Genomic DNA, 16726 nt, shown 5'->3' with positions numbered 1-16726 from the left:
TACAAACTTGAATGTACAACAATTGAACAAAGAATATCCTTTAATTGAAAAACTACAAAAAAACGAAGAACTAATTTGGTTCAACCCAAATCTAGTTAAAACGGAGGATGCATTACGAAATGTGTCTTTGACAAGCGAAATGGTAAAGGAAGCAAGTGATCGTCTAGACAGATTTGCTTCGTATTTACAAATTGCTTTTCCCGAAACGACGAAAACAAGAGGAATAATTGAATCTCCACTAGTAGCTATACCAGCAATGGCAACTGCGATACAAGATTTCTTTCATATAAATTTCGACGGGGAGCTTTTATTAAAATGTGATAATGATCTGCCTATTTCCGGTTCTATTAAAGCTCGTGGTGGTATTTATGAGGTGCTTACAATTGCAGAGAAACTTGCAATTCGCGAAGGTCTATTAGTGGAGGCAGATGATTATGCTGTTCTTGCAAATGAACAAATGAAAAAGTTTTTCTCATGTTATTCAATCGCAGTCGGGTCTACGGGAAACTTAGGCTTGAGTATTGGAATAATAAGTGCAAAACTTGGTTTCCGAGTAACCGTTCATATGTCAAGCGATGCAAAGCAATGGAAAAAAGATATGCTTCGTGACAAAGGGGTAGAAGTCATCGAATATGCTTCAGACTACAGTGCTGCTGTAGAAGAAGGTAGAAAACAGGCGGAAAGAGATTCGACATGCTTTTTTATAGATGATGAGAACTCGATTGACTTATTTATGGGCTATGCAGTTGCAGCGAGTAGGTTAAAGAAGCAGTTGGATGAGCAAGGGAAAAAAGTAGACGCAGAAAATCCGCTATTTGTTTATCTACCCTGTGGAGTTGGCGGAGGTCCAGGTGGAGTTACATTTGGGTTGAAGCTGATATTCGGTGATAATGTACATTGTTATTTTGCTGAACCAACTAATTCCCCTTGTATGTTACTAGGGATGATGACAGGCTTACATGATAAAATAGCGGTAAGTGAGATTGGATTGAACAATAAAACAGACGCGGATGGTCTGGCAGTGGGACGCCCATCTGGTTTCGTCGGGAAAACAATCGAACAGCTTTTAAGTGGAAGCTATACGATTAGTGACGAGACAATGTATATATTGCTTTCTTTACTCACAGACACAGAGAAAATCCAGCTAGAACCATCTGCGCTTGCTGGAATGTTGGGGCCGATCCATCTAACAAAAAATGATATCGACTTGAAGAAGGCGACACATATCGTATGGGCGACTGGTGGGGGAATGGTGCCTGGGCACATAAAAGAAGCTTATTATGAAAAGGGTCGTCAGTTTTTAAATTATTAAGTATATTTTCTATGAAAGCCTACTTTCCTTGGAGAGTGGGCTTTTTTAGTGAAAAAATTTTGAGGAGATATTGTAATCGCAAGATCTACACCCAAAATCGTAACTTTCTGCATTCTAAACAATCTTTGCTCTACAAAATATAGAACAAATGTGTTACACTGTAGATAGAACAAAAGTGAATAGAGGAGGCAGCAATATGTTTATCGAAATACAAACCAATTCATCCGTGCCAATCTATTTACAATTAGCGCAGCAACTAATAGAAGGTATAGCAAGGGGAGAGTTAAAGCCGGGCGACTCCTTACCATCCGTCCGAGCATTCGCGGCAGATCTTGGGATGAATATGCATACGGTGAATAAAGCTTATCATTATTTAGAGGAAAAAGAATTTATACAAATCGTCGCAAAATCAGGCGTGATCATACAGCCAAATGGAATACCAAAAGCATCTGAAAAGCAGAAACAACAATTGGCAGATCAAATCCGACCACTAGTAGCAGAAGGATTAGTATTAAAACTCTCGGAAGAAGATATGGTTAAAATGGTGCGTGAGCTTGCTATAAATATTAGGGAGGGGAAATAATGATTGTTTTCTTATTTGGATTCATTCTTTTATTTATCACGATATTACAAGCTTTTATGCCAAGATTTTTGAAGCAAACAGAAGCATTCGGTGTTTACGTACCGGAGAAATATGCACATGAACAAACAGTTGGTCGGTTAAAAAAGAGATATACAAAGGTTGTTCTTTCCACGGGGCTACTGATACTCGCTGGATATCTATTGTGGACATTGACGAAAAAGCCAAACGAGGAAATGCTCGCTCTTATAAGTATCGGTGTTCAATTCACTACTATTTTTATATCCATTGGTTATTATTTCGTAATGCATATTCGAATGAAGAAGCTAAAAGGGGAACAAGGTTGGACAGTCGGTAAAAATGAAGTGCGGGTAGTAGACTTACAGTTCCAAGAAAAACTTCAATTGTTACCACGAATTGTGTTTATCATTCCCATGATTATAACGGTTGGTCTAATCATATACACCTTCATGAAATATAACCAAATGCCTGATATGATTCCAACACATTGGGGTCCTTCAGGACAGCCGGATGCATTTAGTGAAAAAACATATTTCAGTGTTATTTCGTTACCACTCATTTTACTAGTCATGCAAGGGATGTTCATGATAATGAGTGAAGGGATGAAGTTTTCTGGGGCAAAGATTAATCCTGCGAACAGGAAAACATCCGTATCCCAACAGCTTGCCTTTCGAAAATATAGTAGTTGGTTTGCGCTCTTCATCACAATCACGATAACACTTATGATGGGATATTTTCATCTGCAGACGATTCACCCAGAAATTACTTCGGCATGGATAATGTTTGCTCTTCCAATTATCTTTCTAGTCATTACCTTTGTCGGAGTAGGGATTTATGCAGTGAAGGTTGGGCAAAGTGGATCTCGTTTAAACACGGGTGATGAAAGTCCTCTTATGGAAGAACGTATTGCTGTGGATGACGATAAGTATTGGAAAGGTGGAATTTTTTATATTAACAAAGATGATCCAAGCATTCTAGTAGAAAAACGTTTTGGTGTTGGGTGGACCCTTAACTTCGGAAGACTAATTAGTTGGGTCATTTTTATACTACCCATTCTTATCATTATAGGAATAGCTTTTAGTCTGTGATGGATGAAGAACGGAGTACAATAAGTTGGAGGTGATGAGTATGTTAGTAGTGACAACTGAAAAAATCGAAGGATATAAAATTGTTGAAGTAAAAGGACCTACTTTTGGACTGATTGTAAGAAGTAGAGGCCTTGGCGGAGATATTATGGCTAGTTTAAAAGGGTTAGTTGGCGGAGAGATTAAACAATATACCGCTATGCTGGAGGATTCAAGAAAAGAAGCAATGGATCGAATGATTAAGAATGCCAACCAAATGGGTGCGAATGCTATTATTATGATGCGATATGATTCTGGTGAAATTGGTAAAAACATGAGCGAGATTGTGGCGTACGGAACAGCAGTCGTTGTGGAGAAAGCCTAATGGGGATACTAATAGTCATCGGTATATATGTCTTACAAATAATAGCTGTAATCGTATGTATTCTTCTTGGTTACTTTATATATGACAAGCGATTTAAACGTAATCATGGAAAGGAAGTTCCTACAGACTTTACAGCTACAGAAGAGGTTAATCTTGACCCTGTTACAGGTGAAAAAACAAGAGTGTATTATAATGCCAAAACAGGTGAGCGTTTTTATAAAAATGAAAAGTAGTAAAAAGCAGCTTCCATCTAATCGGAAGCTGCTTTTTAAATTATTCTGCGTCAAATACTTCTACTTTTTCCATTTTTGCACCGTTTGACATAGCTTTCGCTACTTCAAGGCCGCTTGTCACTTTACCGAAAACAGTGTGAACACCATTTAAATGCGGTTGTGGTTCGTGGACGATAAAGAACTGACTTGAGCCTGTATCTTTACCAGCATGTGCCATAGAAAGGCTGCCTGCTTCATGTTTGTGTGGGTTGCCAGCAGTTTCACATTTAATCGTTTTACCGCTTCCACCCATACCTGTACCAGTTGGGTCTCCACCTTGACTTACAAAACCAGGAATTACACGGTGAAAAATAACCCCGTTGTAAAAACCGCTGTTTGCTAACTCTTCAAAGTTTGCAACTGTGTTTGGTGCTTCATTCGGAAATAAATCAAATTCGATTTTCTCTCCAGAATCCATTAAAAAATAACCTTTTTTAGCCATTCTAAACACTCCTTTTTCAAATAAATCCTTCATCAGTATAGCATGTATTTTGAAATTATAGTAACGATGCAAGCGTTAGTAAGTAAAACATCTTTTCAATATATCCTTTTTCTGCTATACTATTATAGTTACCTTAGTTAACTATTACTCAAGATAACTAATTTTAATGAGGAGTGGTTATTATTTCTACTACATATCGAGATTTCTTTCATCAATTTTTGCTACTGTACCGACCTTTTGAACATCATTTAAATATCGAATTAGCAAAACACGATTTATATAGAGCTCAGTGGTCCATACTGTTTTACCTATTCAATAACGGATCTTCGACACTCGTCGAACTTTCTCATTATCAAAGCGTGGAAAAACCTACTGTAACAAGAACGATCAATCGTTTAGAGGAACTTGGCTATGTGGAGCAGTTGCCTAGCAAAGATAAGCGTGAAAAAAGAATGCGACTAACGCCACTTGGCACAGAAGTATATGAAAATGTTCGGGTTACGGTTGATGCATACGAAGAAAGTATTTTAAAAGGAATTTCTGAAGAAGAACAATTAAGAGCAATTCAACTCATGGGAGAAATTCGACACAATATTTTAGAGAGAGGAGACAAGTAAAATGGATTCAACTAAAAGTAAGCTATGGACAAAGGACTTTATTGTCGTATCATCCATTAACTTTTTATTAACATTAATTTTTTATTTGCTGATGGTGACGATTGCAGTATACGCGGTGAATGAATTTGATGCCTCTACTAGTCAAGCTGGATTAGTAACAGGGATTTTTATTATCGGTACTTTAATCGGGCGTCTTTTCATCGGACGTATTATTGACGTGATTGGTCGCAAAAAAACTTTATATATAGGACTAATTTTATTTACGATAACAACGTCGTTATATTTCGTGAACCTTGGACTATCTTTTCTTTTACTCAACCGATTTCTTCATGGGTTAACTTTAGGTATAGCTAGTACAGCGACTGGTACGATTGTCGCTCAAATAATACCAGTAACGAGAAAAGGAGAGGGCATTGGATATTATAGTATGAGCGCAACACTTGCTACAGCAATTGGGCCGTTCATTGGACTGTATATGAGTCAGCATACAAGTTTCCAAGTAATTTTTGGATTTTGTCTTGTGCTAGGAATCCTTAGCTTTATCACCACCTTCTTTGTATATGTGCCTGCAATAGAAAAAACAACGAAGGTACAGCAAACAAAAGGGTTCAAACTATCAAACTTTGTTGAACCAAAGGCATTGCCTATTGCTTTCATTACATTGGCGGTTGCATTTTGCTACTCGAGTGTTTTATCTTTTATCAACTTTTACGCGATTGAAATTGATTTAGTAGAAACAGCTAGTTTCTTCTTTATCGTATATGCATTGGCAGTATTAGTATCAAGACCATTTACCGGACGCCTGATGGATATAAAAGGGGCAAACTATATTATGTACCCTGCATTTATATTATTGGGTGCAGGAATGCTAATTCTAAGCTTCGCGCACACTAGTTTTACTTTACTATTGGCAGGCGTACTAATCGGTCTAGGATTCGGTAATATGCAATCTACCACTCAAGCTGTTGCGGTAAAACTAACGCCGCCGCATCGAATGGGTCTTGCAACATCCACATTTTTTATCTTTTTGGATGCGGGGCTTGGTTTTGGACCCTATATACTTGGATTTATCATTCCATTAACCGGCTACAGCAATCTTTACGTCATTTTAGGGATACTAGCAGTTATTACGATTATCCCTTACATCTTTTTACATGGACGAAAAGAAAAAGCAAGCTTAGTTACCGAATAACATACAGAGGGGCTATCCACTTAGGGTAGCCTTTTTGTGATTTTGCTAAGACATAAAACTATTAGTGTAAGAATAATGAGAAAGTGGTACGATACAAAAAGAGGTGAGTGGGATGAACGGACAAAATAGAAAAGATATAAAACCAGGGATAGAAGTTTATATCATTTTGAAAAAAGATCAACGCACAGGAGAAAAGACAAGAGGAATTGTAAAAGACTTGTTAACAAACTCTTCCTTCCATCCGCACGGCATAAAAGTACGGTTAAGCGATGGGCAAGTAGGAAGAGTATGTGAAATTATCAAGAACGAAGGAGTGTAAAAAAAATGGACGTAGAATCGCAAATATTACTATGGTTTGACCATTTTCACCAATATCCAGAGGTGAGCTGGAAGGAATATGAAACGACCAACAAACTTGCAGAAATACTAGATGAGCTACAAATACCTTATCGTCGTTTCGATGATGTAACCGGATTACTAGCTGAGATTGGAAAAGGCGACGAAGTCATTGCTGTTCGTGCAGATATAGACGCACTTTGGCAGGAAGTAGACGGCGTGTTTCGAGCCAATCATTCATGTGGACACGATGCCAATATTTCAATGGTTTTAGGTGCTTTATTGTTGCTGAAAGACGAAAAATTAAATAAACGTATTCGCTTTATATTCCAACCAGCAGAGGAAAAGGGAAATGGTGCAAATGCGATGATTGATAGGGGTGCATTAGAAGATGTAACTCATCTATTTGGCGTACATTTACGACCAATTGAAGAGCTTCCTTTTGGAAAGGTTTCACCAGCTATTCACCACGGGGCTGCAATGTTTTTAGAAGGAAAGATCACTGGAATTGATGCGCATGGAGCACGTCCACATCAAGGAAAAAACGCGATTGATGTTACTGTAGCCATTCATCAAGCGTTGAAAAACATATACTTTTCCCCATTCGAAGCTTACTCCGCCAAATTGACTAAAATTCAAGCGGGTGGTGAAAGTGCGAATATTATTCCAGGAACTGCAACATTTTCGATCGATGCTCGTGCTCAAAAGAATGACATTTTATTTAAAATGAAAGATCAAATTGAAAAGGATTTACAGTCCATTAAACAATTATTTGATATAGAAATGGAATGGACTTGGGAGGATATTACCCCAGGGGCAGAGGTTTCTAAGGAAGCAGCTGCTATTGCAAAGGATGGCATTATAGAAATTGTTGGAATGGAGAACTTGGCCGAAGAAGTGATTACTTCCGGAAGTGATGACTTTCATTTTTATACGATTAGGAATCCAGAAGTAAAAGCCGCAATGATTGGAATCGGAGCAGACCTTACACCGGGATTACACCACCCAAATATGACATTTAACCATGATTCACTTGCAATTGGGGCAAAAGTTATAGCGAAAACGCTTTCAAATAGTGCAAAAAACAATTGACGACTCACCTTTTAGTCTATATTATTTCCTTTAACGACTATTAAACGGCAATTAGGAATTATCGTAATAGTTCACAAAGGAGGAAATAAAATGGGAGAAAAAGATAAAGCGTCTACTAAAAAGGAAATGTCGCTAATTTGGGCGATTGTTCCTTTACTGGTTATGATAGTTTGCATGTACGTAGCGGTAGTGAAATTAGAACAAGGTCCACATATTCCATTAATAATAGGAACATCTGTCGCGGCGTTAGTTGCTTGGAAACATGGATTTAGATGGAACGATATTGAAGAAATGATGTATAAGGGGATTAAACTAGCTTTACCAGCCGTAGTTATAATCATGTTGGTAGGTTTGACAATCGGTTCTTGGATTGGTGGCGGAGTAGTAGCTACAATGATCTATTATGGACTTAAGATTATTACACCAGCACTATTTTTAGTGACAATCTGCGTAATTTGTATGATCGTATCATTAGCTATCGGTAGTTCTTGGTCCACTATGGGGACAATCGGTGTTGCTGGAATGGGAATTGGACTTAGTATGGGAATTCCTGCACCGATTATAGCGGGGGCGGTTATTTCAGGATCGTATTTTGGTGATAAAATGTCGCCGCTTTCGGATACAACAAATCTGGCAGCAGGACTGACAAACACAGATTTATTTGTACATATCAGACATATGTTTTATACGACGATACCAGGAATACTAATCGCTTTAGGTGTATATGGCTTTTTAGGCATGAAATATAAAAACAGCAATATTGATCAAGAGAGCATACAGCAAACAATCTCCATGTTAGAAAAAAGCTTTGTCATTTCTCCTTGGTTATTGTTAATACCAGTAGCTGTAATTGTCCTGGTTGCATTAAAGGTACCAGCAATACCAGCTTTAGTTATAGGAATTATATTGGGATCTTTATCGCAAGTAATTGTACAAGGGGGAAGTCTTTCAGAAGCGCTTGGGGCCCTTCAAAGTGGATTTGTTATTGAAACAGGAAATGTAATGGTTGATGATTTATTTAATCGTGGTGGTTTGGATTCCATGATGTATACAGTATCTATGACACTTGTGGCGATGACATTTGGTGGAATACTAGAATACTCTGGTATGTTGCAATCGATTATGAATCAAATTCTTAAGTTAGCAAAATCAGCCGGAACGTTAGTAGCATCTACCATCCTAGCTTGTTTTACAACAAATGCGACCTGTTCCGAACAATATATTTCGATTGTTGTTCCCGCTCGAATGTTTGCGAATGCTTACACGAAAATGGGATTACATTCGAAAAATCTATCCCGTTCGTTAGAGGACGGAGGGACACTTACTTCTGTCTTTATTCCATGGAATACTTGCGGAGTATTTATACTGGGAACTTTAGGGGTAGGGGCGTTTGAGTATGCACCTTATGCAGTATTAAATTATGTAGTGCCACTTCTTTCTATTGGTTACGCTATTACTGGCTTCACTATTCAGAAACTGACGAAAGCTGAAATGGCGGAAATACAAGAGAAAGGGGCCTTACAAGGATAAATAAAAAGGAAAGTTCACTAAGTATGAACTTTCCTTTTTATGAATAGGTCGGAAAATTAAGTTTGTATATTGCACGAGGGCGTCCTTGTTGATAGGTCATTTCTTCTCCGACAACTTGGGCATACCCTTGATCCACAAGCTTTTTCAGCAAACGTTCGGTTGTCCGTCTACTCACTTGTAAATGGGCTTCTAAATCTGGTGCAGTAAATTCAACAGAACTAAGGGAACGACTAAACTGAATTATTTTAGATAGATTAGCCGGACTTAGCGTCGTTTCTTTTGCTAATTGTACAAGCTTTGGATCATTCGTCTTAAGTTGTATATGCTGTTGGTTATTAGGATATGGTCCAACGAGTTCTTTATGATCCGTTATCAGAAAAGCAGTATTGTCAGTCGTATATGACAAGGCATCTTTGGCATTTTGAGTTGCTTCTATAACTGTTTTGCCATAGCCAAAAGCCACTCGGATCGGTGCAGAAAAAAACTTGAACCATTTTTGGACTGTATTATTTTCAAGTGCTACCTGAACATTACCTAAAGTTGAAAAAAACGTATACAGTTGGGGATTCGTTTGAACGAAACTTGCTTGAATGGTACCTGCTATTTTTTTTAATATTTCGTCGGTGACTAAGGTATTCGGAGATAATTGGATATATCCAACAGAAATTTTAGCAGATTCACTTTTTGCTAGAAGAGCAATGGACCTAGTATCTTCGAGTCCTTTTAAAATAGAATTTTTGGGATCTAACATACGAATGACTGGGATATTCATAGACCGTAACGCTTGGTAAACTGCATGGATACTTGTAACAGCTAAAGAAGTTTTTCCACCGTTATGTAATTCAGCGTGAAATTTGATGGTTTCTTCCAAATCATAAGTAGGTTCAATTTTAAACATAAATGGATAAGAACTATGTTGTCCAATATCATCCAAAACGTTTTGAATTAATGTAGGTTCGATTAGATCGATTGATATCTGGGCCATTGGTATATGATTAGAATAATAGATAGATAGCAATGTAGTTGTGATAACTGCCACGTCTTGTTTTAAATAATAGGACGGTATGGGCAATCGGTTTATTGCATCTTTTGCATATATGTACGGAAGCGAACCTGAGAAAAAAACGGCATCACAAGGATTTATATTTTTTACTATTTCGGTTGCATCGACTGGTGTTTGATAGATATAATAATCCAAACGAGTATAAGCTAACTCTTGTTCGAAGCTCTTTAAGCGCTCGATAAAAGTAGCAGAACCTAGCACAGCTATACGAATATCCATAAGAATCTCCTTTTTTTAAAATATTAACGTCTATTTAACGACAACTATAACTGTTCACAATAAATTTGTAAAGAAAGTAGGAATTAGAATGAAAATTAGAGAAATTGATATTTATGCTATAAGATTACCATTAGTAGATCCATTTATCATTAGCTATCATACATATGATGATATGCCTTCAATTATTGTAAAGCTGACAACTGAAGAGGGGATTGTCGGATATGGCGAGGCAGTTGCGGATGAGCATGTGACGGGGGAAACTTGGGAAAGTACTTATGCTATGTTGAAAAATACATTGGCACCTTTATTAATTGGGGAAAATCCAATGGAGTTTGAACGTTTACATGAAAAGATGGACAAAGCAGTGTATCAAGCCCCTGCTGCCAAAGCAGCGATTGATATCGCATGTTACGATATTGCCGGAAAAAAATTAGGTGTACCAGTCTATCAGTTACTTGGCGGACGTTACCACGAGAAATTTCCGATTACACATGTATTAAGTATCGGGTCACCCGAATCAATGGCAGAAGAAGCCGCTACTCGTATGAAACAAGGCTATTCGTCGTTTAAAATGAAAGTAGGAACTGAGGTACAAGCGGATGTACAACGTATTCAAGCGGTACGTGATAAAGTTGGGGAAGGCATTGCGATTCGCGTCGATGTGAACCAAGGTTGGAAAAACAGTGCAAATACAATTATGGCGATGCGTCAGCTAGAGCATGCAGGGTTAGACTGGTTGGAGCAGCCAGTAGTGGCAGACGATTTTAATGGCATGGTTGAGGTAAAGGCAAAAACAAGTACCCCACTTATGATGGACGAGGGATTAAGAGGACTACGTGATATGCGTGAGTTGATTGAAAAACAAGCTGCACATAAAGTAAATATTAAGCTTATGAAATGCGGTGGTATATATCCTGCGATGAAGCTTGCCCATATGGCTGAAATGGCTGGTATAGAATGTCAAATAGGCTCCATGGTGGAATCTTCAATTGGTTCCGCAGCCGGATTTCATGTAGCATTTTCGAAAAAAGCTTTTACAAGTGTTGAGTTAACGGGACCATTAAAATTCTCGAAAGATGTTGGAAACCTGCATTACGATGTGCCATTTATCCAATTAAACGAACGCCCGGGATTAGGAATCGATGTAGATGAAGCTGTTTTACAAGAACTAACGGAGTTTTCAACGAAAGTGACAAAGTAAGGAAGTGCTCGTATGAAGGAATGGAAAGGCTATCTCGGAGAGAAAGAATATGTCGTTCGTATGTTAACTAAAGATAGTGTAGGAGCTATTTTGAGTCTTCAAGAGGTTGTTTTGGGAACTCTTATAAACAATGACTTCTTATCTCCATTAACGAAAGAAGAATACGAAGACTCTATTGCGAAAAACTTAATGATTGGTGTATTCGTGGAGGATGAGTTAATCGCATTTCGTGCACTCGCACTACCTGAAATCGATGAACAGCATCTTGGTTATGATATCGGACTTCGGACTGAACAATTAGACAAAGTCGTCTATCAGGAGATTACAAATGTACATCCAGATTATCGTGGTTTTGGTTTACAAAAAAAGTTAGGAATTATCATAATGGAACTCCTAGATGCTTCTCCTTACACGCATGTGTGTGCGACCGTAGCGCCATTTAATATTGCTAGCTTAAAAGATAAACTAAGCCAAGGTATGGTGGTCGGAGCATTGAAAAAGAAATACGGGGAAATGTTGCGCTATGTGTTTTATAAAAAGCTTCATGAAGACCGAAAAGTCGGTGGAGAATTAATAGACATCGACATGGGCGATACGGAGAAACAACAACGACTTTTAGCAGAGGGCTGGATCGGCACCGGTATTTTCCAAAAAGATGATCTTTGGTATGTAACCTACGAGGAAAAAGGGACGTACATTTAAAATAGTTAATTTAACGGTAAAGGGAAATCAAATAGTACTTAATAATAGAAAAACACACCTAGTGCGATTAACGTCACTAGGTGTTTTTGAGTTTACCCTTAGCTAACTTTTTTCCCAATCAAAATCTCTAAATCCACGGTTATTTCTGCTGACTCTTGTTTCAGAAAATCCGCCAATTTTTCTTCTGATGCTCCCCATGTTAATGGAGTCATACGAACTAATGCTTGAATTAGTGGATTATCAAGTTTCATCGTGTAGTGTATTCGAGATGAGTGTACAAGTTGAAAGTTTTCTTTAAACAGATCGACTGTATCTGCATTGGAATACGATTGCTTTTCGGGTTCATTATAAACAATTTCTCTTAGTTCTTTTAAATAATCCGTTTGAGGTACTACTTTTATCACTATACCATCGTCTTTTAATAGGCGATTAAACTCTGCGTAATTGGAAGGTGATAGGATATTAAGAATGATGTCAAATTGTTCTTTCTGAAAAGGCGTATTGGCAAGATCTGCAACTAGCCAGACGTTATTCGGATAGTTTTTAGCTGCTGCTAGGACACCTTCTTTGGAAATATCAATGCCCACTCCATGTACAGGCATCTCCAAGGCAGCTTGAACATTATTACATATATGAGATAAATGCGAACCCTCTCCACAACCCGTATCTAGTATAAATGCAGCGCTCTTCATAGTAAGTTGCGTTTCGATGGTTTCCGTAATTGCTTGACTCAAGGGTTGGAAAAAAGCTCCTTCGGCAATCAGCTTTCTTCGCGCCTCAAAAAGATCATTTCCATACTTCGTTTTTATGGGGTGTGCGAGCAGGTTAATATATCCCTGTTTACTAAAATCATATGTATGATGATTAGAGCAAACTAAGCTTTGCATATTATAAACGCTCATAGATGCATCGCAAATTGGACATTTAAAGATGGACTCCAATTCACTTACATATTGCGCACTTCTAATTCTGTTGGTCATTTTAGACAAAATAACACCTCTTATTTTCTATAAAAAGTGAACAATACCTCTATGGATAATTGTCCATAAATAGTGTAGCAATGCTCATTTCTAATTGCAAATGAAGGTAAATAATATAAAAAACAAAACCTCTCATTCTCTAAAAGAATATTAGGAAAATTACAAAATTATTACTTTTATGCTAAATGGTTTAATTATTTATAGTTTTTATAGGGAATTGTGTTTATAATAGGTGTTGGTAATATGTACTATTAGATAAATAAATTCAAGGTAAAAATATACTACTAAGGGTGAGGAAATGAAAAATATACAACAGCTTTTCCAAAGTGAAGATGGTAATGGAAAACAGAGAAAACAGCTATTAGGTTACGTAGAAAAAATATTAACATCCATGGACGAGTTAAAAGATCCAAATAAAACGATGCTTGGACCAATACAAGAACGATCGGCAAACTTTTATAAAGAGTTGATGGAGGATTATGAAGTACCATTAGATAGTAGAGGAATGGACGAAGTAGTTGGTGAATTGACTGATTTGATGAAAGGTCATCCATATCATACACGAAACTTCGTAACAAATGTTTTACCAATGGCTAGTATCCCGGGCGTTCTTGGACAACTAACTAATTCCTTATTGAATGGTAATAACTTATGGGATGTTTATGGACCAGCGGCAGCTGAATGTGAAGTAAAAGTGGTGTCCATGATGTCGAAGCTAGTTGGCTATGACTTTACGGAAAGCTTTGGGTATACAACTTGGGGCGGGCAAGGGGCTGTGTTCAGCGGCTTGCGTATGGCAATAGCAAAACAGTTTCCAAATGCTAAAGAAGAAGGAATTCCCAATAATCTATACTGTTTCGCATCTGAGAATGCACATTATAGTTTATTAAAATCTGTGGAAGCTGTTGGGATTGGAAGCAATCACCTAGTGCGCGTAAAAGCAGGTGCAGATCATTCGATGGATATGGAAGATTTGAAATTACGCTTAACGGAAGTAATTGAAAAAGGTGGCATTCCTGTATATATTGTTGCTACTACAGGTGCAACAGATAACTTTGCTATTGATGATGTAAAAGCAATTAAAGAAATGGCAACAGCTTTTGAAGGAAAATATAATTTGAAACCTATACATATTCATGCGGATTCAGCACTTGGTGGATTTTATGCTTTCTTTAATGACTATGATTTTGAAAATAACCCATTACAATTTGAGCAAGAAGTTCTTGTTAGTCTTCAGCGTATTCGTGAACGTATGCAGTATATTTCTTTGGCGGATAGTTTATGTTTTGATTTCCAAAAGCTTGGACAAACTCCTTACTTAACGAGTCTGTTTTTAGTGAAGGAAGGTAAATACTTAGGCTTATTAGATCTTGAAGACTTTGATACGCCGTATGTTGGAAATCGTGGCTATGGTTCTTACCACACGGGTTATACATTAGAATGTTCACGTATGGGTAGTTCAATTGCTATTTATGCTGCATTGTTGGCTTTTGGTAAGACGGGATATCAACAACTACTAGCAAACTATGTTCGTGTGAATTTAGCGTTCCGTGAGCAATTGGCAATAAAGATTCCTTCTTTATATGTAGTGAACGAACCTAATATTGGACCAATCACGGCATTCCGTTATTACGAAAAAGGATTAAATTGGAGAGCCGAACAAGCAGGCCGATATTCACTGGCACAAGTAAAAGAAATCAATGCGTTAAATGCATCGTTATTTGAAGTGTTAGGAAAACACCGCGATGATGTATTTTTCGGTGATACAACTCGTGTATGCACGGTAGCTGTTTGTGATTCAGATGAGCTTGTTCCGGTTGCAGCAGCGAAATTCTTTTCTATTTCGCCATATACCGAAGTAGAGCATATACCAGCTATGATAGATGCCCTTTATCATTCAATCGAAACATTGGAGGGGTCACAAGTTGAATTTGTTCACTAAATTAAAGAGTTCTATGTTATATAAATACATTTTAAGTTTTATAGTTCCAATCGCAATATTTTCTCTTATCTTTAGTACGATACTATTTACTTACTCTAAAACAATTATAGACAATTACGTAATTGAACAATTTGAAACTACTCTGCAACTAGTGTCGAATGACGTGTTTGACGAGCTAAACACAGATCAAGTTGTACGGGCAGATAGTAATAATGATGAACAATACAGTACGCTATTAGAAAAACTTAATAAAGCAAAAGAAAAACACGGCGTGGAAAATGTTTATGTACTTTCACGTTCGAATGGTAAAGAACATATTGTTGCATTAAGTGGTACAGATGATCGTAATGCCGCGTATACATTTGATGAAAAAATGAATGAGGCAATTGACCAAGGGCAAGTGAAAATTAGCGATATTTATACAGATGAGTATGGAATTCACAAATCTATTTTTACCCCTTTTCAGAAAACGGATATCATTTTTGGATTAGATATGGATGCATCATTCATTACTAAATTACAAAGCCAAATTATTTGGGTATCTATAGCGATTACTTTAATCTTTGTCGCATTAGGTACGTTGATCGCTTATATAGTAAGTAAACGTATTATAAATCCAATTAAAGCTGTTACCGGCTTTGTGGACGAAGTAGCAAAAGGAAACCTAGCGGTAGAACCTTTACGTATTAAGGGAACGGATGAAGTCGCCCAGCTATCGCTTGGTATTCATAATATGACCGACGACTTACGTTCTTTAATTACACAAATTGGGGAGAATGCCGAACAAGTAGCGGCGACGTCGGAAGAATTATCAGCGGGATCTGAAGAAACAAGTGCTTCGATTCAGCAAATAACTTCTTCCATGCAAGAGGTCTCCTCTGGTTCAGAACAACAAACAATGGCTATAGAAGAAGTGGAGAAAAATGTCTCGGCCATTTCAGAAGCTATGAATAAAGTGGCGGTAGACGTTAATAGTGTGTCCGATAAAGCTTCAAATGCTTCCGAAATTGCTGCAAAAGGAAACGATACAATCCACGTGGCAGTACAAAAAATGGATACGACATCAGAGGCTATTCAAACAACTTCCGATGTAGTGAAACGTTTAAGTGAGTATACACAAGAAATCGGTGACATTGTTTCGTTAATCACTGAAATAACAGATCAAACGAACCTTCTAGCATTAAATGCTTCTATCGAAGCAGCTAGAGCAGGGGAACATGGCAAAGGATTTGCCGTAGTCGCGGAAGAAGTGCGGAAATTAGCTGATCAATCCCGTGAAGCGGCTAATAATATTAGTACACGTATAGATACGATCAAAGCAGAATCCTCCCATGCGGTACAATCGATGGCAATTAGCTACGATAATTTAAGAGATAGTGTTACAACATTTGATGAGGCAGGCGTAGCCTTCAATGAAATCTTTACAGCTGTGACAGAATTGACAGAACAGATGAACGATGTTAACCATGTTATTGAAAGAATGAATGATGGTGTTGGTAAAATAGCAGGCTCAATGGAACAGGTGAGTGTTATTTCGATACAAACATCAGGTAATATCCAAAGTGTAGCAGCAGCTTCTGAGGAGCAATCAGCCAGCATGGAGGAAATTACAGCTTCCTCTAATACTTTAGCTGGTATGGCAGAACGATTACGTGATGCAGTAAATAAATTTGACCTCTAGTATATTGGAAAAGGTTGTCACCCAAGTGTGGGGACAACCTTTTTCTTATAAACTATAGAGTTTGTTGGATAAAGTTGGTTAGAAAACACTTGGTG

Annotated in this window: 17 protein-coding genes; 14 read left to right on the top strand and 3 right to left on the bottom strand. The window is 37.6% G+C overall.

The window, feature by feature from the left end:
• Positions 1–7 precede the first annotated feature (7 nt).
• The 5 genes from FS486_RS06870 (at position 8) to FS486_RS06850 (ending at position 3595) form a co-directional block, all read left to right on the top strand.
• The gene (locus FS486_RS06870; RefSeq protein WP_144510565.1) at positions 8–1312 is read left to right on the top strand and encodes a D-serine ammonia-lyase; all 1305 of its coding nucleotides are present in this window, start codon (positions 8–10) and stop codon (positions 1310–1312) included.
• 196 nt (positions 1313–1508) lie between these two features.
• Positions 1509–1895, top strand: a complete 387-nt coding sequence (locus FS486_RS06865; RefSeq protein WP_144510564.1) for a GntR family transcriptional regulator — start codon at positions 1509–1511, stop codon at positions 1893–1895.
• The gene (locus tag FS486_RS06860; RefSeq protein ID WP_144510563.1) at positions 1895–3001 is read left to right on the top strand and encodes a DUF1648 domain-containing protein; all 1107 of its coding nucleotides are present in this window, start codon (positions 1895–1897) and stop codon (positions 2999–3001) included. The genes FS486_RS06865 and FS486_RS06860 overlap by 1 nt, the downstream gene beginning before the upstream one ends.
• Positions 3002–3041: 40 nt before the next feature.
• On the top strand, positions 3042–3362 hold the full coding sequence (locus tag FS486_RS06855) for a YbjQ family protein (RefSeq protein WP_144510562.1): 321 nt from the start codon (positions 3042–3044) through the stop codon (positions 3360–3362).
• Positions 3362–3595, top strand: a complete 234-nt coding sequence (locus FS486_RS06850; RefSeq protein ID WP_260858041.1) for a hypothetical protein — start codon at positions 3362–3364, stop codon at positions 3593–3595. Before FS486_RS06855 ends, FS486_RS06850 begins: the two co-directional genes overlap by 1 nt.
• 40 nt (positions 3596–3635) lie before the next feature.
• Here the strand turns inward: FS486_RS06850 and FS486_RS06845 are convergent, their stop codons facing one another.
• Positions 3636–4076, bottom strand: coding sequence for a peptidylprolyl isomerase (locus FS486_RS06845; protein ID WP_142641837.1), 441 nt, complete (start codon positions 4074–4076; stop codon positions 3636–3638).
• A gap of 173 nt (positions 4077–4249) precedes the next feature.
• On the opposite strand from FS486_RS06845, the gene FS486_RS06840 reads away from it, so the two are divergent.
• From FS486_RS06840 to nhaC, 5 genes are all read left to right on the top strand, one after another.
• Entirely contained in the window at positions 4250–4693 is a 444-nt protein-coding gene (locus FS486_RS06840) for a MarR family winged helix-turn-helix transcriptional regulator (RefSeq protein WP_260858040.1), read from the top strand.
• Between the two features lies 1 nt (position 4694).
• On the top strand, positions 4695–5885 hold the full coding sequence (locus tag FS486_RS06835) for an MFS transporter (RefSeq protein WP_144510561.1): 1191 nt from the start codon (positions 4695–4697) through the stop codon (positions 5883–5885).
• A 112-nt stretch (positions 5886–5997) separates the two neighbouring features.
• Complete coding sequence (locus tag FS486_RS06830) at positions 5998–6204, top strand: YwbE family protein (RefSeq protein ID WP_144510560.1); 207 nt, start codon at positions 5998–6000, stop codon at positions 6202–6204.
• A gap of 5 nt (positions 6205–6209) precedes the next feature.
• Positions 6210–7313, top strand: a complete 1104-nt coding sequence (locus tag FS486_RS06825) for an amidohydrolase (RefSeq protein WP_144510559.1) — start codon at positions 6210–6212, stop codon at positions 7311–7313.
• A 126-nt stretch (positions 7314–7439) separates the two neighbouring features.
• Complete coding sequence (gene nhaC, locus FS486_RS06820) at positions 7440–8843, top strand: Na+/H+ antiporter NhaC (RefSeq protein WP_395940842.1); 1404 nt, start codon at positions 7440–7442, stop codon at positions 8841–8843.
• A 37-nt stretch (positions 8844–8880) separates the two neighbouring features.
• On the opposite strand, the gene FS486_RS06815 is transcribed toward nhaC, so the two are convergent.
• Complete coding sequence (locus FS486_RS06815) at positions 8881–10125, bottom strand: hypothetical protein (protein ID WP_144510557.1); 1245 nt, start codon at positions 10123–10125, stop codon at positions 8881–8883.
• A gap of 88 nt (positions 10126–10213) precedes the next feature.
• On the opposite strand from FS486_RS06815, the gene FS486_RS06810 reads away from it, so the two are divergent.
• Both FS486_RS06810 and FS486_RS06805 read left to right on the top strand, forming a co-directional pair.
• The gene (locus FS486_RS06810; RefSeq protein WP_144510556.1) at positions 10214–11326 is read left to right on the top strand and encodes a mandelate racemase/muconate lactonizing enzyme family protein; all 1113 of its coding nucleotides are present in this window, start codon (positions 10214–10216) and stop codon (positions 11324–11326) included.
• Between the two features lie 12 nt (positions 11327–11338).
• The gene (locus FS486_RS06805) at positions 11339–12028 is read left to right on the top strand and encodes a GNAT family N-acetyltransferase (RefSeq protein WP_144510555.1); all 690 of its coding nucleotides are present in this window, start codon (positions 11339–11341) and stop codon (positions 12026–12028) included.
• A 98-nt stretch (positions 12029–12126) separates the two neighbouring features.
• On the opposite strand, the gene FS486_RS06800 is transcribed toward FS486_RS06805, so the two are convergent.
• The gene (locus tag FS486_RS06800; RefSeq protein WP_144510622.1) at positions 12127–13008 is read right to left on the bottom strand and encodes a putative RNA methyltransferase; all 882 of its coding nucleotides are present in this window, start codon (positions 13006–13008) and stop codon (positions 12127–12129) included.
• Between the two features lie 298 nt (positions 13009–13306).
• On the opposite strand from FS486_RS06800, the gene FS486_RS06795 reads away from it, so the two are divergent.
• Positions 13307–14950 carry a pyridoxal phosphate-dependent decarboxylase family protein gene (locus tag FS486_RS06795; RefSeq protein ID WP_144510554.1) on the top strand — a complete coding sequence of 548 codons (1644 nt, stop codon included), beginning with the start codon at positions 13307–13309 and terminating at the stop codon, positions 14948–14950.
• Positions 14934–16631 (top strand): methyl-accepting chemotaxis protein, encoded by a 1698-nt coding sequence (locus FS486_RS06790; RefSeq protein WP_144510553.1) that lies wholly within the window; start codon positions 14934–14936, stop codon positions 16629–16631. The genes FS486_RS06795 and FS486_RS06790 overlap by 17 nt, the downstream gene beginning before the upstream one ends.
• Positions 16632–16726 lie beyond the last annotated feature (95 nt).

Source organism: Bacillus sp. FJAT-22090, assembly GCF_007676755.1.
Taxonomy (GTDB): Bacteria; Bacillota; Bacilli; order Bacillales_A; family Planococcaceae; genus Psychrobacillus.
This window is presented reverse-complemented; position numbering and strand designations above follow the sequence as displayed.